The organism is Streptomyces sp. NPDC050085 (assembly GCF_044460595.1).
In the GTDB taxonomy this organism is placed as follows: Bacteria; Actinomycetota; Actinomycetes; order Streptomycetales; family Streptomycetaceae; genus Streptomyces.
In genome coordinates, this window is record NZ_JBITJZ010000004.1 from 447400 (window position 1) to 465787 (window position 18388).

General features: G+C 70.3%; 19 protein-coding genes. 4 read left to right on the forward strand and 15 right to left on the reverse strand.

Annotated elements, in window-relative coordinates; translation table 11 throughout:
• Window positions 1–295 precede the first annotated feature (295 nt).
• Together ACIBUY_RS18175 and ACIBUY_RS18180 are read right to left on the reverse strand one after the other, a co-directional pair.
• Complete coding sequence (locus tag ACIBUY_RS18175; RefSeq protein ID WP_399153034.1) at window positions 296–634, reverse strand: helix-turn-helix domain-containing protein; 339 nt, start codon at window positions 632–634, stop codon at window positions 296–298.
• A gap of 64 nt (window positions 635–698) precedes the next feature.
• On the reverse strand, window positions 699–1979 hold the full coding sequence (locus tag ACIBUY_RS18180) for an RNA-guided endonuclease InsQ/TnpB family protein (protein WP_399153035.1): 1281 nt from the start codon (window positions 1977–1979) through the stop codon (window positions 699–701).
• Between the two features lie 24 nt (window positions 1980–2003).
• On the opposite strand from ACIBUY_RS18180, the gene tnpA reads away from it, so the two are divergent.
• On the forward strand, window positions 2004–2432 hold the full coding sequence (gene tnpA / locus ACIBUY_RS18185; RefSeq protein WP_399153036.1) for an IS200/IS605 family transposase: 429 nt from the start codon (window positions 2004–2006) through the stop codon (window positions 2430–2432).
• A 107-nt stretch (window positions 2433–2539) separates the two neighbouring features.
• Here the strand turns inward: tnpA and ACIBUY_RS18190 are convergent, their stop codons facing one another.
• From ACIBUY_RS18190 to ACIBUY_RS18230, 9 genes are all read right to left on the reverse strand, one after another.
• Window positions 2540–2881, reverse strand: coding sequence for a type II toxin-antitoxin system RelE/ParE family toxin (locus ACIBUY_RS18190; RefSeq protein WP_399153177.1), 342 nt, complete (start codon window positions 2879–2881; stop codon window positions 2540–2542).
• A gap of 33 nt (window positions 2882–2914) precedes the next feature.
• A complete protein-coding gene (locus ACIBUY_RS18195) occupies window positions 2915–3892 on the reverse strand; it encodes an expansin EXLX1 family cellulose-binding protein (RefSeq protein ID WP_399153037.1) in 978 nt (325 codons plus the stop codon).
• Between the two features lie 113 nt (window positions 3893–4005).
• A complete protein-coding gene (locus ACIBUY_RS18200; protein ID WP_399153038.1) occupies window positions 4006–4908 on the reverse strand; it encodes a DUF5936 domain-containing protein in 903 nt (300 codons plus the stop codon).
• 4 nt (window positions 4909–4912) lie between these two features.
• Window positions 4913–5869 carry a type II secretion system F family protein gene (locus ACIBUY_RS18205; protein WP_365579300.1) on the reverse strand — a complete coding sequence of 319 codons (957 nt, stop codon included), beginning with the start codon at window positions 5867–5869 and terminating at the stop codon, window positions 4913–4915.
• A gap of 52 nt (window positions 5870–5921) precedes the next feature.
• Window positions 5922–7295 carry a CpaF family protein gene (locus tag ACIBUY_RS18210; protein ID WP_399153039.1) on the reverse strand — a complete coding sequence of 458 codons (1374 nt, stop codon included), beginning with the start codon at window positions 7293–7295 and terminating at the stop codon, window positions 5922–5924.
• Window positions 7296–7302: 7 nt separating this feature from the next.
• Window positions 7303–7674 carry a TadE/TadG family type IV pilus assembly protein gene (locus ACIBUY_RS18215; protein ID WP_365579304.1) on the reverse strand — a complete coding sequence of 124 codons (372 nt, stop codon included), beginning with the start codon at window positions 7672–7674 and terminating at the stop codon, window positions 7303–7305.
• Entirely contained in the window at window positions 7671–9260 is a 1590-nt protein-coding gene (locus tag ACIBUY_RS18220; protein ID WP_399153040.1) for a CpaE family protein, read from the reverse strand. The genes ACIBUY_RS18215 and ACIBUY_RS18220 overlap by 4 nt, the downstream gene beginning before the upstream one ends.
• A 37-nt stretch (window positions 9261–9297) precedes the next feature.
• Window positions 9298–10020, reverse strand: coding sequence for a Flp pilus assembly protein CpaB (gene cpaB / locus ACIBUY_RS18225; protein WP_365579308.1), 723 nt, complete (start codon window positions 10018–10020; stop codon window positions 9298–9300).
• A 33-nt stretch (window positions 10021–10053) separates the two neighbouring features.
• Window positions 10054–10995, reverse strand: a complete 942-nt coding sequence (locus ACIBUY_RS18230) for a hypothetical protein (RefSeq protein WP_399153041.1) — start codon at window positions 10993–10995, stop codon at window positions 10054–10056.
• A 267-nt stretch (window positions 10996–11262) separates the two neighbouring features.
• Here ACIBUY_RS18230 and ACIBUY_RS18235 point away from each other — a divergent pair, with 267 nt between their 5' ends.
• Complete coding sequence (locus ACIBUY_RS18235; protein WP_365579312.1) at window positions 11263–12264, forward strand: chitinase; 1002 nt, start codon at window positions 11263–11265, stop codon at window positions 12262–12264.
• 203 nt (window positions 12265–12467) lie between these two features.
• Window positions 12468–13049 (forward strand): hypothetical protein, encoded by a 582-nt coding sequence (locus tag ACIBUY_RS18240; RefSeq protein WP_399153042.1) that lies wholly within the window; start codon window positions 12468–12470, stop codon window positions 13047–13049.
• Here ACIBUY_RS18240 and ACIBUY_RS18245 read toward each other — a convergent pair.
• From ACIBUY_RS18245 to ACIBUY_RS18255, 3 genes are all read right to left on the reverse strand, one after another.
• Window positions 13035–14369, reverse strand: a complete 1335-nt coding sequence (locus ACIBUY_RS18245; RefSeq protein WP_399153043.1) for an Nramp family divalent metal transporter — start codon at window positions 14367–14369, stop codon at window positions 13035–13037. The genes ACIBUY_RS18240 and ACIBUY_RS18245 overlap by 15 nt on opposite strands.
• A 75-nt stretch (window positions 14370–14444) precedes the next feature.
• Complete coding sequence (locus ACIBUY_RS18250; protein WP_399153044.1) at window positions 14445–14960, reverse strand: hypothetical protein; 516 nt, start codon at window positions 14958–14960, stop codon at window positions 14445–14447.
• Between the two features lie 58 nt (window positions 14961–15018).
• Window positions 15019–16320, reverse strand: coding sequence for an MFS transporter (locus ACIBUY_RS18255; protein WP_399153045.1), 1302 nt, complete (start codon window positions 16318–16320; stop codon window positions 15019–15021).
• Window positions 16321–16429: 109 nt separating this feature from the next.
• Between ACIBUY_RS18255 and ACIBUY_RS18260 the strand changes: the two genes are divergently transcribed.
• Entirely contained in the window at window positions 16430–16792 is a 363-nt protein-coding gene (locus ACIBUY_RS18260) for a hypothetical protein (protein WP_399153046.1), read from the forward strand.
• Window positions 16793–16846: 54 nt separating this feature from the next.
• On the opposite strand, the gene ACIBUY_RS18265 is transcribed toward ACIBUY_RS18260, so the two are convergent.
• Window positions 16847–18340: a GntP family permease gene (locus tag ACIBUY_RS18265; RefSeq protein WP_399153047.1), complete on the reverse strand. Its 1494-nt coding sequence runs from the start codon at window positions 18338–18340 to the stop codon at window positions 16847–16849.
• Between the last annotated feature and the right edge of the window lie 48 nt (window positions 18341–18388).

The window sequence follows — 18388 nt, forward strand, 5'->3', positions numbered from 1 at the left end:
CAGCCACACCCAGTGGCGGGCACGACCGAAGGGCCTTTCCGGACATGAGTGACTCTCCCCCTTCCACCCCGAAAGATCAGCCGACGAAAGCCAGCCGTCGACGGCCGTTCGACGACTGCGAAACAAGCGGAGGTAGCTCAACCACCCACCGGAGACCAGCCACGTAATCCAATCGAAGGCGCCCACCGGCCCGGCAGCCGAATTCGAACCACCGTCACCACCCCACCGTTGCGAAGCGACGGACCCCCAACCCCGTCCGCCGAGCCGGCACCGGCTTCATCGCTGCGGCGAAGCCCTACGCCGCGGCACCGGTTTCGAAGGAGACCGAGTTTCCGGTCGGCGCGATGTGGAGGTCCACGGTGACGTCGAGTGCGACGGACAGTCGGATGAGGAGATCAGAGGTGACCGGAAGAACGCCACCGACCTCGATGTTCTCGACGTCGTCCGCACTGATGCCAAGGCGCTCGGCAAGGTCAGCCTCGCTGAGACCGAGCGCGCTACGCCGGTCGTAGACCATCTGCCCGAGAGCCATGGCCAGACGGATTTGCTCCCGCTCGGCGACGACGGTCGGCGCTTCGACGACACCTTGGAGGGTCTTCTTCTCGCGGGCCAGCTGCCGGCGTGCGTGGTTCACCGCTCCTCCAGGCCGGTGTCGCGACTTTGAAGTGCTCTCCTTCGTGAACGAAGGAGATTCCCTCCTACCTTGCGGTGGGGGGCTTGGCGCGTTTCCGCGTCTGACGACTGCACCTTCCGGCAGCCGGGGCGAGCGCGTGGCCCGCCCGGTAATCAGCGAGAACGTTGCGGGCGGCGTTGGTGTCGGCGTTGCCCGACCAGCCGCACGCTTCGTTCTTGCACACGAACGTGGCCTGGCTCTCCCGGCTGCCGGGGGTGATGGTCTTGCAGGCGTGGCAGCGCTGGGAGGTGCCGGGGGCGGGGACCTTGTGCAGGCTCCCGCCGTGGCGGCGGGTCTTGTACTCCAGGAAGCCAGTGGTGCGGCCCCACGCCTCGGCGTGGATGACCCGGTTGAGCCCGGATTTCTGTGCCACGCCGGTGCCGGGGTGGTCCACGGTGCCCTTGGCGGATTTGACCATGTTCGTGATCGGGAGTTGCTCCACGACGACCGTGCCGTACGTCTTGGCGATGGTCGTGGTGGTCTGGTGCTGCCAGTCGAGGTGTCGGCGCTTGGCTTTCGCGCGTAACCCGGCGATCTGGTCGTAGGTGTGCTGCAGTCGGCGGCTGGTGGGCTCGCCGGGCGTGCGGCAGGATTTTTGGTGTGCGGCCCTGCGCTCTAGCTCAAGGAGTCGGGCCTGTTCCTTCTCGGTGAGCCAGGGCTCGTGGTGGAAGTCGGTGCCGTCGGACAGGGCCAGGGGGATGGTGATGCCGGCGTCGATGCCGACCTCCGGCCCGGTGTGCGGGGCGGGGGCGGGCTCAAGGACGCTGATACGGAAGGCGATGTGCCAGCCGAGGGCATCCTTGACCAGGCGGGCACCGGTGATCCGGTTGTCCTTGTCGGCGCGCCTGCCGACCGGGAGGTCCTTCGTCCAGCGGAACTTGACCCGGCCCAGCTTGGGAATGTTGACCATGCCCCACCGGCGGTGGACACGCACCACCTGAAGGTCACGGCCCTGGGGGATGTCCAGGGCGAGGGGGGTGCGGAAGCGGGCCTTGAACTCGGGTGCTTCCGCGCGGCCCTCCCAGCAGTTCTTCCACGCCTGGAAGTAGGTCTTCAAGACCGCCTGGGCGGCCTGCGCGGGCAGCTGGCCCAGCCAGTCCATCTCTTTACGGGCCTGGCGGATGACGGCATCGGCGGCCGCCAGGGTGCGCTGGTCGCGGCGGCACAGCTGCCACCACTCGTGCAGCAGATTCCAGGCGGTCCGCGCGGTGTGGGCCTGCCCGTCCAGGACCGCTGCCTGGGCAGGGGACAGGGCGAGCCGGGCGCGATGCCCGAACTGCCGCTTGACCAGCCCTACTTGATCCATGGCCGTGACCGTAGCATTTGGTTTATGTCACCGCGCTGGGATCCAAATCCCGATGTCAGAACCGGTCGCCATGTGGTCTACAACCTTCATGTTCATTTGGTTTTTGTCACGAAGTACCGGCGTAACGCCATGACCGACGAGATCCTCACGCGCTGCGAGGAGATCATGCGGGAGGTCTGTACGGACTTCGAGGCCGAGCTGAAGCAGTTCAACGGGGAGCAGGACCACGTACACCTCCTGGTGCACTACCCGCCGAAGGTGCAGCTCTCCAAGCTGGTCAACTCCCTCAAAGGCGTCTCCTCCCGTTACCTGCGCCAGGAGTACGAGAGTCACATCCGCCGCTACCTGTGGGGCGGACACTTCTGGTCCGGTTCCTACTTCGCCGGATCCTGCGGAGGCTCCCCCCTGACCGTGGTCAAGCAGTACATCGACAACCAACAACGGCCCGTGTGAGCACCGCCCCGCTCCACCGGGTCCCGTCCGGATCGCTCCGCGACCACCCTTTTCGGCCTGCGGCCAAGCCACTGCGGCGCTCCGCGCCGCAAGGTCCAGGATGCACTTCACCTCCGCCCTGAAGGGCGGAGCACTGCGCAAGAGGAAAGGTAGATCTCGTGTGCGGCCGGGTGCGTGGCCTCACACAGTTGCTGGGCCTCTCTGGCCCTCTTGACCTCGGCGCCCTCTCGCATTTTCGTCTTGCGGAACACCGTGAGCAAGACGATACGGCGATCGGGTGCCAGCCAGTAACTCACGCGCAGCGCGTTCCCGCCGAGGCCGAACCGCAGCTCACGTACCCCGTCGCCAAGGTGGCGCGTATGCGGTTCACCCAACGTCGTGGGGAACTGCGCCAACAGTTCGGCCTTCTCCTCCACCTGCCTGTAGTACTGCGGCGACAGACTCGCCAGCCATGCTGCTTCTATCCGTGAACCTCGGCTGGATCAGTGCTCCGCGAACTGCACCCCGGTCGCCTGTGCCACGTTCGGCCGCACGGCGATTCCGTTGAGCGTCAGCCGCTGCCCGTAGATGTCCGTCAGGCGGATCTGCGCACCGCAACCGGTGCCGTTCTCGGAGAGGAAGTAGTTGTACTTGGCCCGTGGCAGGGACCGCCAGCCGCCTGACGTACGTACTTCCAGGCGGGCCAGGGGGTTGCGGTGGCCGATGGCCTGGATCGCGCACCAGTACTGGGTGGAGCCCGTCTTGTAGCGGATCGAGATCTTCTCGGTGGTGGGCGGGCTGAGCAGGGTCCAGGTGATCGGGATCTGGCCCTTGACGGGAGCCGCCAGTTTCGCGAACGCCTGGGGTGACAGGTCCAGTTGGCCGGGGGCGCAGGGGGCCGGGCACTCGTTCGTGATGCGGACCGTGATCGACGCGCCGGTCGCCGCTCGGACGCGTATGTACGCGCCGCACGCCTTGGACGTCTCGTAGTCGGTGGTGTTCATCGCCGCCGTCATGACCGTTCCGGCAGGGCCGTAGAGGCAGGCGCCGTCGCCGTCGCCCGCGTCGTAGAACGTGGCGATGCCGGTGTGCGTGGCGCCGGGGCGGATGCGGCCCGCCAGCGGGACCGTGCCGGACGAGGGTGTGGTCGAGTCGCTGGAGCGGTGGTCCTGCTGGGTGGTGGTCGAGGACGGGGAGGAGGGCCGCCCAGTACGGGGCTTCTTGGGGGCCGGGGACTTCGAGGGTGAGGAGGAGGGCGAGGGCTTGCCGCTCGGCGTCGCGGACGACTGGGTGGGCTTGTCGGCCGCAGCGGAGGACGACGCCTTCGTACGGACCGTCGAGGCGTCGGAGCCGTCGTCACCGAGCGCCAGTGCCAGCGTGGCCACCAGGGCGAGCACGGACACCACGACGAGTCCGACGAGCGGGTTGAGCCAGGACGGCGAGCGGCGCCGACGGTGGCGGGAAGGGGAGGCGGGGGCCACGGGGTGTCAGTCCTCACAGGGGCGGATGCGGCCCCGATGTCCGGGGCCTGTCAGTCCACTGTGGCCGCCGCGGGCGAAAAGGTTGCCGGACTTCGGAGATGTTCCAGCCCTGGTCACCGGCCCAGGATCGAGCCGAAGTTCGTGCCCGACCCGAGGAACATCCCCGTCGCGATCAGGATCATCGTCGCCGGAAGCATGAAGACCAGCGTGACCATCGTCGCCTTCGGGATCGTCTTCGCGGCCCGGCGGCGGGAGTTCTGGGCGTCCGTGCGGCGCATGTCCGTGGCCAGTTGGATGAGGGTCTCCGCGATGGGTGAGCCCAGTTCCTCGCCCTGTTGGAGCGCGGAGACGAACTGGGAGACCTGCTCCGACGCGTTGCGGCGGCGGAGTTCGTCGAAGGCCTGGCGGCGCGGGACGCCCATGTCCATCTGGCGCAGGGTGATGCGGAGTTCGTCCGCCCAGGGGCCCTCGTACTTCTCCGCGACGCGGTCCAGTGCCTGGCGGAAGCCCAGGCCTGCGGACACCACGACCGCCAGGACGTCGAGGAAGTCGGGGAGGGTGCGGTCGATGACCTCCTTGCGTTCGCGCACCGCCTGCCAGATCAGCGCGTCGGCGGCGAACGCCCCGAAGGCGAGTGTGAGGAGGGCGAGGAGCGGCTGGCCGTTCTTGAAGAAGACCAGGGCCATCACCAGGCCGAAGATCCCGTAGACCGCCCGGCGTGCCGCGTAGCGGTCGATCGTCAGGCCGCCCGGGTTCCCCGCCATGTCGATCTTGCGGCGCTTCGCCGAGACGCGGCGCGAGCCCATGAGGCGCAGTACCAGCGGCGCGAGACGCATGCCGAGTCGGTCGACCGCCGAGCCCGTCGTGGAGACCCGGGTCGCGCCGACCTCCAGGGCGAGCGCGAGGTCGCTGGGGACCTTGGCGTCGGCCCGGTACATGCGGATGCCCGTGAGGATGCCGAGGACCGCGACGCCGGCGAGGAGGGCGAGGAGGAGGCCCGCGAGGGACGTGGACATGGGGTCAGACCTCGATCTTTCCGAGGCGGCGGATCACGAAGAAGCCGATCCCGTACAGGCCGAGCGAGATGAGGATCAAAGTCTGGCCGAGGCCCGAACCGGTCACTCTGGCCAGCGCGCCTTCGTTCGACGAATTGATCAACAACAGCGATCCGAGACCCAGGAGCGGAACCGTGAACGCCGTCGCGTTGACCTCGGAGAGCATCGTGCGGATCTCGCGCCGCGTCTCCTTGCGGTCCTCGAGGGTCTGCGTGAGGTTGCGGAGGGAGGAGACCACCGAGCCGCCTGCCTTGTTGGCCAGGACCAAGGTCGTTACCAGGACGATCAGTTCGCGGGAGGGCAGGCGCGCCGCCAGTTCGTCCAGGGCGTCGTCGACCGAGCGGCCGAGCGCCAACTGGTCGGCCACACGCGAGAGTTCCTCTCCTGCGGGCGCTTCCAGTTCTTCCGCTGCCATCGCCAGTGACGTGCGCAGGGCCAGGCCCGCCGCCGTCGCGTTTGCCAAGAGGCGTGCCACGTCCGGGAGTTGGCCGATGAAGGCCTCGATGCGCTTCTGCCGCTGCCAGTTGAGGAAGATGACCGCCGCCCAGATCGCCACGGCCCCCGCGATCGGGCCGAAGAACGGGGCCAGCGTGGTCGCCGCCAGAATCCACAGCGCGACGACGACCGCGGCCACGTAGACCGAGAACTCCCCCGCTGTCAGGTCAAGGCCCGTCGCCGAGAGGCGGAGGTGGACGGCGCGGCCCAGGCGGGTGCGGCGCAGTCGACGGTCGAGCGTGACGAAGCGGCGGCCGCGGCCGGACACCCCTCCTGTGGAGCCGCCGCCCGGATAGCCGTCCAGGCGGTCGACGAGGGCCTGGCGCTGGGCGCGTCCGGATGCGTAGACGTGGATGCCCGCGATGGCGAGCGCGCAGGTCACCACGGTGGCGCCGAGGGCGATGAGGGCGGGCTGCGTCAGCGTCATGCCGCACCGCCCCGCAGGCCGGCAGCCGCACCGACCCGCAAACGGACAGAAGTCATCCCGTGGCCTCCCTCGTGTTGCGTACGTCGACGGACTCGACCACCCCGAACGCGGGCGGCACCGCCTCCCCCGCCACGTACAGCCGGTCGGCCACCCGGCGCGGCAGCGGCAGGTGCTCGTAGTAGCCGTGGACCCGGCGGTGCTGCTCGTCCGCGGCGCCCGAGACGTACGGCTGCGCGACGAAGCGGGTGACCGTCGCGATCGTGAACTGTTCGCGGCCGTGCGAGACGAGCAGCGCGATCTCGCTGACGCGGCGGGAGCCGTCCGCGTGCCGGGTGAGCTGGACGAGGACGTCGACCGCCGAGTTGATCTGGTCGCGCAGCGCCTCGAAGGGGACGTCCACCTCCGACATCGAGCCGAGCGTCTGGAGGCGGGTCAGGGCGTCCTCCGCCGTGTTCGCGTGGACCGTGGCGAGCGAGCCGTCGTGGCCCGTCGACATGGCCTGGAGCATGTCGAGCGTCTCGCCGCCGCGGACCTCGCCGACGATGATGCGGTCGGGGCGCATGCGCAGGCTGTTGCGGACGAGGTCGCGGATGGTGACCTGGCCCTTGCCCTCGACGTTCGGCGGGCGCGATTCGAGGCGGATCACGTGGTCCTGTTGGAGTTGCAACTCCGCCGAGTCCTCGATCGTGATGATGCGTTCGTCGGACGGGATCAGGGCCGAGAGGGCATTGAGGAGCGTCGTCTTGCCGGAGCCCGTGCCTCCGCTGACGATGATGTTGAAGCGGGCGCGCACGCAGGCCGCCAGCAGCATCAGCATGTGCTCGTCGAGCGAACCGAGTTCGAGGAGTTCGGTGAGGCTGTACGCGCGCGGGAAGCGGCGGATGGTGAGGGTCGCGCCGGTCAGGGCGAGCGGCGGGATGATCACGTTGACGCGCTCGCCGGTGGGCAGGCGGGCGTCGACCATGGGGTTCGATTCGTCGACGCGGCGGTTCACCGTGGAGACGATGCGCTCGATCGTCTGCATGAGCTGCTCGGCGGAGGCGAAGCGGAGCGGGAGTTGTTCGACGCGTCCCGCTCGTTCTACGAAGATCGCGTCCGGGCCGTTCACCATGATCTCGGTGATGGAGGCGTCCGCGAGGAGGGGTTCGAGGATGCCGAGGCCCAGGGCTTCGTCGACGACCCGGCGGATGAGCTGGGTGCGCTCGGTCGAGGAGAGGACCGGGCCCTCGCGGCTGATGATGTGGCCGAGTACGCGCTCGAGGCGGACGCGGCGGTCCGCGGCCTGGAGCGACGACATCTCGGCGAGGTCGATCTCTTCGAGGAGCTTGGCGCGGTAGACGGCGACCAGGCCCTCGTCGCGGTCCGGGGGCGTGCCGGGGGCTCCGGCGGCCTCTCGGGTCGCGACGACTCGGGATCGCAGGCTCATGTCCCGGTCACCTCCCGTCGTTCGCGTGGTCGTTGGGCATGGTCGCCGAGCGGTGGATGTCCCAGCCGTCGAACAGGGGGATGATCGCGGGGACGCGGACGGTGACGGTGCAGGTGATCGTCTCGTCGCCGCCGCAGCCGTCCGGGGTGGGGTTCAGCCAGCCGCTCGCGGCCGACCCTGCCGCCTCGCCGCCCGTGCCCGGGTTCAGGGACTCCGCGCGGGCCGCAGCCCGGGCCGCGCTGCCCGCCTGGTTGGCGCCGTAGCCGACGAGGCCGAGCTGGATCGCGGCCATGCCGATGACGAGGAGGAAGGGGAGGAACCCCGCGAACTCCAGCATGGAGACGCCCTTGTCGCCACGCCCTCGCGCCGGGCGCTTCATCGGCCCTGCACCTCTTCCGACGCCGCCCCCGCCTCACCGGTGACCCTCCAGCCCGGGTTCACGCCCGGGAAGAACAGCGGGACGTCGACCTCGACCGTGGCCTTCATGACGACCCCGTCGTCCGTGCAGCCGATGTCCGCGCCCTGCCAGGCGGAGGGCAGGTGCGACTTGCCCGCCGCGTTGCAGGCCCCGGCCACATCCCCTTGCGCGGCGGCAGCCGATGTCGCAGCCCGGGCCGCCTCGTCCGCCGCGTTCCCCGCGAGGGAGTACGTGTAGCCGTACAGCACGCACTGCCACATCAGCGCCATGACGACGAGGACCAGCGGGAACATCGCCGCGAACTCCAGCGTGACCGCGCCCTTGTCGCCGCGGCGGCGGGCGCGGCGGCCCGCCGCGTCGGGGGCGGGGGCGGCGACCAGGCCGAGTTCGCCGGCCAGGGCCCACAGGGACTGCTTGACCGTCGAGCGGTTGTCGAGGTCCTGGATGCGGCCCGCGTCGACCGCCGCCTGGAGCTCCTTGTACGCGGCCGGGACGGCGGTCCTGGCGATCCTCGTGCCCGTCACGCGCTCGATCAGAGTTGGCTGGATTTCGGCGGTGCGGGCGTGGCGGTTGACGACCGTGAGGGTCTCCTCGGCCTTGCGGATCTGGAGGCGGTCCCAGAGGCGGACCATGCGTTTGGCGGCGCGCACCGCGACGACGTCGGGGGTGACCAACAGGGCTGCCTGGTCGGCGAGTTCGATCGCCGCCGCGTTGGCCGCGCCCATCTGCGTACCGCAGTCGACGACCACGACCTCGTAGCGGGCGCGCAGGGCGTGCACGACCTGGCGGGCCACGCGGTCGGTGACCTCTTCGCCGCGTTCGCCGTCGGCGGGGGCGAGCAGGAGGTCGATGCCGGTCTCGTGGGTGAAGACGGCGTCCTGGAGGACGCGCGGGGTGATGTCGCGGATCGCGGCGAGGTCGGCGACGGAGCGGCGGAACTGGACGTCGAGGTAGGAGGCGATGTCGCCGGACTGGAGGTCGAGGTCGAGAAGTGCCACGGAGCGGCCCGATGCCCGTGCGGCGAGGGCGAGTTGGACGGCGGCGAGGGTGGTGCCCACGCCGCCCTTCGCGCCTGTCACCGCCACGACGCGGCCGCCCCCGCCCGCAGGCATCAGCTCCGTGCCGGTGCTGCCCGCGAGGTGGCGGCGCATGCCCGCGGACCAGGAGGCGGCGGCCTGGACCCGCTCGGCGAGGGCGTCGTAGCCGAGCGGGAACGCGACGATGCCGCGCGCTCCGCTGTCCATCGCGGCGGTGAGCAGGGCCGGGCTGGTGTCGGCGGTGGCGAGGACGACGCCGACCGCGGGGAAGCGCAGGACGAGTTCGCGGATCAGGTCCAACGCCGGTACGGGGCCGATGCGTTCGTGTACGAGGACGACCTCGGGGAGTTCGTCCAGGGACTCGGCGGCGAGCCGCGCCAGGGTGTCGAGCAGGGCGGTGGAGTCCGCGACGGGCGGGGCGGGTTCCGTGTCGGGGAGTTGGGAGAGGAGGGTGATGAGGGCTCGGGCGGCTTCCGGGTCGCCCGCGGCCGGGAGGATACGAGTGGTCATCGGCGGTCTCCCTCCAAGGGGGTCGGCGCGCAGGCCATCACTTGTCCTCGTCCAAGGTGTACGACCGGTCGCCCGGCGCGATGGTCCCGTCGTCCCCCGGGGCCACGAGCGCCAGCCGGACATGCGTCGCGAACGACTCTGCGTACGCGACCCGTTGGGCATCGGCGGCATCGAGCGCGAACGTGATCGGCACCGCCTCGCCCTTCCTGCGCGCGCTGCTGTTGCCGGAGGAGTTCGCGCCCTGCTGGTCGATCGGGGTGAGCTTGCCGACGTCGATGACCTCGGCGTTCTCCACGATGACCTTGGACTGGTCGCGCTGCTTGTCGTTCTCGGCCTTGAAGGTGGCGTAGATGTTGACCTTCGAGCCGGGGTCGATCTTTCCGGCGACGCCCGTCTCCGCGTCGATCATGATGGCGATCTCCTGCTGCCCCGCCTTCAGCCGGGGCCTGGCGACGATCATGTCGGTCTGCAGCAGGGAGCCCTTCTTGAGCTGTGTGACGGCGATCTTGCCGCGGATCTCGCGCAGGCTGCGGACGGCGGTGGAGGACAGCCACCGCTTGGGCATCTTCACCTGGTCGAACTGGTCGTCCGTGAGCTCCTTGTAGGGGCTGACGTCCTTGCTCAGGCGGTACGCGGTCACTTCGTCACCCACCTTGGAGTTCACGTCCCGGATCACCGACAGCACACCGGCGAACGCGCCGACGGCGCACAGGACCGAGACGACCAGCAGGATGACGCCGCGGCGCTGACGTGAATTCATGGACGGGGCAACCTCGTTGGTAGGCGGGCGGGGTCAGTGGTGAGGGGTGGCGCGGGGCAGCGCCGCCCGGCCCGCGCCGACGGCGGGGGCGAGGGCGGAGCGGGCGGCGCCCGCACGCTCGGGCGGCGCGTCGGCCGCGAGCGGGGCGGCGCAGAACCCGCAGCGGTCGCCGATGAGTTCGAGCCCGCACCAGTGGCACTCCTCGCGGCGTACGGAGGACACGAGCTGGTAGAGGACGGAGATGTCGGGGATGGCGGCGGCGAACTCGACGATCCGGCCGGGGTGTCCGCCCTTGCCCGTCGCCCACCAGCGCGGCGACTCGGCGGGCAGCCGCGCCTCGATCACGCCCTGCACGCGCCAGGCCGGGGCGAGCGTCCCGGTGACCCAGTCGGGGGACTGCTGCCCCACGGCGTAGAACATCCGCGTACCGAAGGAGGGCCCGCTCGGGGTCTCGGTCCCGGTGACGCGCAGGAGTTGGGGCTGCGGTGAGGCGACGACGGCGAACTGGGCGCCCGGGGACCAGGACTTGGCGTGCGCCTTGAGCGAGACGGGGACGCGGTCGAGCTTGGCGACGGAGCCGAGGACGGCGCCCGCGTGGACGTAGTGCGCGAGCAGCCGGCCCGCGGAGGCGAGCACGCCGGGGCTGAAGTCGCAGACGGACAACTGCCGCAGCTGCAGGGCGAGCACGGCGAGTCCGAGCGGTGGGAGTTCGGGTCGCAGGATGGCGATGCGGTCGCTTTCGAGCACGGAACGGATCGCGTAGAGGCGGTGCACGATCGCGTCCGGCACGGACTGCGGGCACAGCACGATCACATAGCCGTGCTGTTCGATCAGCGTGTGGACGTCGACGATCGCGCGATCCAGCGGATACACGTCCTGGGGCTCACCCACGGGCAGCACGGCGGCACTTGGGGTGTGCCGGTCGGGCGAGTCGAGGACCAGGTCGGGGTCGGTCACGGCTATGGCGGTCGGCACGCGTGAAACCCCCGGTCGTCGCTCTGCGTTCCTCCGGCAACTGCAGGCGTCCCTGTCCGCAGCCGCGGCCGGTTCCTGCCTGAGCAGCACCATATCCACGCGGGCGCCCGGCAACACCCCACTTCGCACTGTTCACGAAGTGGTCGGTCGCGGGTTGGCGAGGAAGCATCGCCGCGGCATCGGCGCAAAGCCTTGACATCCCCATTGGTCTGGACCAGTTTGTACGCCCAGCAGCTGCTTCCCCACTCCCCCCACCCGGAGGCAGAAATGAACTCCCCCCACCGCAGACGCCCCCGACTCCGCGCCCTCATAGGCGTGTTCACGGCCGCCGCCGCGCTGGCCGTCACCGGACTGCTCACCGCGAGCAGCACCGCATCGGCCGCCGCGGTCCCCGCCCACGCGGTCACCGGCTACTGGCAGAACTTCAACAACGGCGCCACGGTCCAGGAGCTCTCCGACGTCCCCGCCGACTACGACATCATCGCGGTCGCCTTCGCCGACGCGACCACGACGCCGGGCGCGGTCGGCTTCACGCTCGACTCGGCGGGCCTCGGCGGCTATACGGAGGACGCGTTCAAGGCCGACATCAAGGCCAAGCAGGCGGCCGGCACGTCGGTGGTCATCTCGATCGGCGGCCAGAACGGCACGGTGTCGGTCAACGACTCCGCCTCCGCGACGAACTTCGCGGACTCGGTGTACTCCCTCATGCAGGAGTACGGCTTCGACGGCGTCGACATCGACCTCGAGAACGGCCTCAACTCCACTTACATGTCACAGGCGTTGAAGTCCCTGGCCGCGAAGGCGGGCAGCGGCTTCGTCCTCACCATGGCCCCGCAGACGATCGACATGCAGTCCACGTCCGGCGAGTACTTCAAGACGGCCCTGGCGGTGAAGGACATCCTCACCGTCGTCAACATGCAGTACTACAACAGCGGTTCGATGCTCGGCTGCGACGGCCAGGTCTACAGCCAGGGCTCGGTCGACTTCCTCACGGCCCTCGCCTGCATCCAGCTGGAGGGCGGCCTCGACCCGTCACAGGTCGGCCTCGGGGTGCCCGCCTCGACGAGCGCGGCGGGCAGCGGCTACGTCTCCCCGTCCGTGGTCGACGACGCCCTCGACTGCCTGGCCAAGGGCACGAACTGCGGCTCCTTCAAGCCCTCGAAGACCTACCCGGGCATCCGGGGCGCGATGACCTGGTCCACGAACTGGGACGCGGCGTCCGGCAACGCCTGGTCCTCGTCGGTGGGCCCACACGTGCACGGCCTGTAACCCCCCACCCCCTGTGCGGGCAGCGCCGCCGCTCCCCCGGCGGCGCTGCCCCTGCCCTCCTTGTGTCCTCTTGCCCGTCGACCTTGGTCAACTCCGCGTAAATCCGGCCCCGAGTGGCGGGCCACACGCGTTCGAGGCTGGTACGAAGGCTCCCGAGCGGCGGCACCGCACGGCGCCGACAGCATCGAAACCGGGGGAACACCATGGCCTACCTGCGCAGCTTTCTGCCTTGGATCGCCGTCAGCGTCCTGATCGGGACGGTCGACGTCCGGTACGCGCTGCTCGTCGGGCTCGTCCTCGCCGTCGTCCTCGCGGTGAACCAGCGCCGGGCCGGCCGGGCCTGGGACGCGCTCGTCATCGAGGTGAGCGCCGCCGCCTTCTTCGCGGTGAGCACCGCGGTCGCCTTCGCCGCCCCCGACTCGGACTTCGTCGAGCACTACGCCTCGGCCGGGTCGTCCCTGTGGCTGGCGCTCGTCGCCTGGGCCTCGATCGTCGTCGGGCGGCCGTTCACGCTCGGGATCGCCAGGACGCAGGTGCCCGAGGAGCTGTGGGACAGCCCGGTCTTCCTGAAGGTGAACGTGGCCATCAGCGCCGTGTGGGCCGCCTCGTTCACCGTCAGCGGCGGCGGGTCCGCGTGGCTGCGGCACGCGCAGCCCGACAGCAGCACGGGCAGGACCGCGCTGACCGTCGTCTGCATCGTCGTGCCGATCCTGTTCACGGTCCGCTACCCGGAGATCGCCCGCTCCCGCGCCGTCGCCGGGCAGCAGCCCTCAGAAGAAGTCTGACCAGGGCTGGTCCCAGACCTGCTTCACGCACAGGACGACGAAGAGCAGGCCCGCCACCGTCAGCATGCCGTTGCTCAGCCAGCCGTTGCGCCAACTGGTCGGCGTTCGCGACGAGTTGAGCAGCCAGACCAGGGTCAGCGCCAGGAACGGCATGAAGGCCGCGCCCAGCACCCCGTACAGGATCACCAGGCGGAACGGCTGGCCCTGGAAGAGCAGGACGATGGGCGGGAACGTCAGCCAGAGCAGGTACGCGCGGAACGGCCGGCTCTTCTCGCGGTCGCCGCGCGCCACCTCCTCGCCGGTGACGGCCCGCGCACCGCGGTAGCGCTCCACGAAGTCCGCGAACATCAGGCTCACTCCGTGCCAGACGCCGATGAGGGACGTGAAGGACGTGGCGAAGAACCCGATCAGGAAGAGCTTCGCCGTCGCCGTGCCGTACTCGGCCTCGAGGATCGCCGTCAGGTCCAGAAGTCCCTTGTCCCCGGAGGCGATCGAGGTGTGCGACGCGTGGAGGAGCTCCGCTCCGACGAAGAGCATCGCCACCACGAAGATGCCCGTCGTGACGTACGCGACGCGGTTGTCGAGGCGCATCACCTTCATCCAGGACGCGTTCGTCCAGCCCTTCGCGTTGACCCAATAGCCGTACGCGGCAAGGGTGATGGTGCCGCCGACGCCGCCGATCAGGCCGAGGGTGTTGAGGACCGAGTCCTTCTCGTCGGGCAGGACCGGCAGCAGGCCGGCGAAGGCGTCGCCGAGGTTCGGGGTGACGCGGACCGCGAGATAGACCGTGACGACGAACATGACGCCCACCAGGACCGTCATGACCTTCTCGAAGACCTCGTACTTGTTGAACCAGACGAAGACGAGACCGACCAGGCCGCAGATGATCGCCCACGGCTTGATCGACCAGTCGGCCGGGAAGACGTCGGGCCACAGCGCCTGGAGCGGGAGCGCGCTCGACGACATCGCCGCGGCGCCGTAGACGAAGCCCCAGATGACCACGTAGGCCACGAAGAAGTACGTCGTCCAGCGGCCCAGGCTCGCCCAGCCGTCGAAGAGCGTGCGGCCCGTGGCCAGGTGCCAGCGGCCCGCCGCCTCGGCGAGGCTGATCTTCACCACGCAGCCGATGACCGCGGCCCACAGCAGCGTGTAGCCGAAGTTGCTGCCCGCGATGAGCGTCGCGACGAGGTCGCCCGCGCCGACGCCCGTCGCGGCGACGACGATGCCGGGGCCGATGTACTTCCAGCTGGACTTGCGGGGTTGGGAGTCGGAGGAGGAGGTGGTGGTACCGGTTCCTGAGGTGCCCGTGGTGTCCGCCATGAGTACCAAGGGTGCGTAAAGACACCCCGCTGGCAAGAGGGCCGTCAGGAACCGGTGCCGCTCTCCGGCCCGGTCCTACTCCTCGAAGTACGCGTCCAGCGCCTTGTCGAGCTGCTCGGTCCACTCGGTGAGGCGCGACTTGTCGGACGCCTCCACGTCGTTCGGGTACCAGCGGCTGTTGGGCGTGTGGACCGTCACCGTGAGGCGCTTGCGGGACGTGCCGTACTCGACCGCGCTGATCTCGTCCCAGGCGAAGTCGGCCTCCTGGTCGTCGAGCGTGAAGCGGACGCCGGTCGCGTCGACGGTGATCGAGCCGCGGCGGTCCTTGGCCTCGAGCACCGGCCCGTCGCCCTCGTCGTCGGCCTTCGCCTTCTCGAGCACGGCCTTCTTCGGCGCTTCGGCCTCGGGCGCGCTCTCCGGCTCGTCCTGCGCAGTCACCTCCTCCGGCACGTCGGCGGAATCCGTGACCGTGTCCTCGACGTCCTTGGCAGCCGCCTCCGCTCCGGGAGACGTCAGGCCGGGAACGTACGCCGGGTCGAAACCGGCACCGGTGACGGGCGTGACCTTCTGACTCTCCATACGCTGCTCCACGGGCCGAAGTATGGCGGACGAGGCTGTGCGGCGCCTCCCCCGGCCCCTCACGACCTGGTCACGGTCCGTCCGGCAGGGCGCGCCTGCGGCGTACCGGGGAGAGGAACACGGGCAGGAAGGCGGTCGCCATGAACGCGCCACCCACCCACAGCACCGTCCGCACCGACGTCGCCTCGGCCAGGACGCCCGAGACCGCGGCGCCGATCGCGAGCGCACCCATGAAGAGGAACCGGAACGTGGCGTTCATGCGGCCGAGCATCGCGTCCGGCGTCAGGCGCTGGCGCAGGGTCACGCCGAGCACGTTGTCGACGCCGGTCTTGAACGACATCGCGAGCCCGCCGAACCCGGCGATGAGCAGCAGCCACCACTCCCGGCCCACCAGCGGCAGGAGCAGCCCGGCCGGGGCCAGGCAGGCGCCCGCGAGGCCGAGGGTGCGGCCGTAGCCGAAGCGGCCCGCGATCCGCCGGGCGTTGCGGGCGCCGAGCAGCATGCCGACCCCGCCCGCGGACCAGTACAGGCCCAACACCGCCGCGGACAGGCCGAGTTCGCGGACGAAGAGCAGCGGCAGCATGGTGTTCATCAGCTGGTTGCCGAAGTTGAGCAGGGCGCCGGTCACGGCGAGGGCGCGCAGTTCGGCGTGGCCGAGGACATGGCGCAGGCCCTCGCCGATCTGGGTACGGAGCGGGACGCGCGGGGTGGTGGCGGACGCGGCCCGGGGCGGCGCGGGGGCCGCCTTGACGCGGGTGAGCGTGAGCGCGGAGGCGAGATATCCGGCGGCCGCGGCGAGGACGGCGTAGGGCAGGGTGAGGAGCTGGACGAGGCCGCCGCCCGCGCTGCGGCCCGCGATGCCGCCGAGGCCCATGAGGCTGACGAGGGCGGCGTTCGCGGGGACGAGTTCGTCGCGGCGCACGAGTTGGGGCACGACGGTCTGCGAGGCCACGTCGAAGAAGACCGTGGCGCAGCCGGCGAGGAAGACGACCGCGTAGAGCTGGGCGAGACTCAGCACGTCGAGCCACCAGGCCACCGGCACGGAGGCGAACAGGAGGCCGCGGCCCAGGTCCGCGACGATCATCAGCCGCCGCTGCCGCATCCGGTCCACCCAGGCCCCGGCGGGCAGCCCGATGAGCAGGAACGCGAGGGTGCTGAGGGTGGACAGGGCGCCGATCTGCGCGGGGCTCGCGTCGAGCGCGGAGACGGCGACGAGGGGCACCGCCAGGTAGCAGACGTTCGAGCCGAGTTGGCTGAGGGCGGTGCCGGTGAACAGGGTGCGGAAGTCGGGGTTGCGCCAGGGGGAGGCCGGCGCGGCCGCCTCGGTGGCCGCGTGCCCCGCTTGCTGCGCCCGTGTCCGTGTTCGTGCCATGTGTCCCCCGTGCCGTACCGCCCGACCGTGCCGGCCGCCACCGTGCCGTGAACCAGCCCACAGGACAAGTGAATTGTTCTCCGCCCCTCGCACAGCAACACTTAACTGTGTGACCGCTCACCTCTCCCGGCGCCCCGGCGCCCTTCTCGTGCCCGGCCTGCTGGCCGTCTCGGCCGCGCTGCTGGTCGCGCGTCTCGCCTTCGACGGCGACACCTTCCGGGACTGCCACTACCTCGGCCCGTCCGGGCGGATGTACGTCACCTCGTGGGCCGGGCTCGCCTGCACCCTGGGCGCCCTGCTCGGGTACGCGGTCCTGCGGCGCGGCGCACGCGGTCCCGGGCGGCTCGCGACCGCGGCCGCGGTCGTGGCACCGCTGGTCCTGCTCGCCCAACTGGCCACCGTGTACTGGCTGTACGCGGCGGATCCGTCCGGCGGCAACGACTGCTCGGGGCTGGCCGCGCTGCTGCGCTGACCAGCCCCGGGCACGTACGAGCACGTACAGGCACGTACAGGCACGTACAGGTGCTTATACGAACAGGCTGACCACCGCGGCGACCGCGAACCCGGCCACCGACAGGACCGACTCGAGGACCGTCCACGTACGCAGCGTGTCCCGCTCGGAGATGCCGAAGTACTTGGCGACCATCCAGAACCCGCCGTCGTTGACGTGCGAGGCGAAGATGGAGCCCGCGGAGATCGCCATGATGACGAGGGCGACGAAGGCCTGGGAGTGGTGGCCCTCCGACAGGAGCGGGGCGACGATGCCCGCCGTCGTCACGATCGCGACCGTGGCCGAGCCCTGGGCGACGCGCAGCACGAGCGAGATCAGGTAGGCCAGGACGATGAGCGGCAGGCCGACGTCGTTGAAGGTGTCGGCGAGTGCCTTGGCGATGCCGCTGCCCTTGAGGACCGCGCCGAAGACGCCGCCCGCACCGACCACGAGCAGGATGTTGCCGACGGGCTTGAGCGAGGCCGTCGACACCTTCTCCAGGGACTTGCGGGACCAGCCGCGGCGGATGCCGAGCAGGTAGTACGCGAGGAGCAGGGCGATCGTCAGGGCCACGAAGGGGTGGCCGAAGAACTCGATGACCGAGCGGCCCGTGGAAGGGTCGAAGGCGATCGAGGAGAACGTCGCGAGGAGGATCAGGACCAGCGGCGTACCGATGATCGCGAAGACGATGCCGAGCGGGACCGGCTTCTCGGTGGGGGTGACACCGGCGGCGCGCTGCTCCTCGGCGAGCGCGGCCTTGGCCTCCTCGGCGGCCTCGACCATGTCCTGCGGGACGGGCACGAAGATCCGCTTGCCGATCCAGGCGGCCCAGCCCCAGGCGGCGAGCACGGCCGGGATGCCGCAGACGATGCCCATGAGGATGACCCAGCCGAGGTCGACCTTCAACAGGCCGGCGGCGGCGACGGGACCCGGGTGCGGGGGCAGGAACGCGTGGGTCATGGACAGACCCGCGAGCAGCGGCATGCAGTAGAGGACGATCGACTTGCCGCCGCGCTTGGCGGCCGCGTAGACGATCGGCGCGAGGACGAAGATGCCGACGTCGAAGAAGACCGGGATGCCGAAGATCAGGCCGGTGAGGCCCATGGCGAGGGGGGCGCGCTTCTCGCCGAACAGGTTGAGCAGGCGGGACGCCAACACCTCGGCGCCGCCGGAGACTTCGAGGACCGCGCCGAGCATGGTCCCGAGGCCGATGATGATCGCCACGTGTCCGAGGGTGCCGCCCATGCCGGACTCGATGGTCGAGACGGCGTCGGACTTCTGGACGGTGCCGAAGAGTTCGGTGACCGAGAGACCGGCGGCGAGGCCGACGGCTATGGAGACCGCGAGCAGCGCCACGAAGGGCTGCAGGCGCACCTTGATGATCAGGAAGAGCAACAGCGCGATGCCGAGGGCGGCGACGGTCAGCAGACCGGTGGTGCCGCCGATGATCGGGAGGATGCCGCCTGTGTGAGGTGGCGTCGGCGCCGCGGGGGCGGCCGCGAGCGGAGCGGCAAGGGCGAACGGGGACATCGTTGACCTCGTAAGTGCATGGTGCTTTCGGGCAGGGGGGATCGCGGC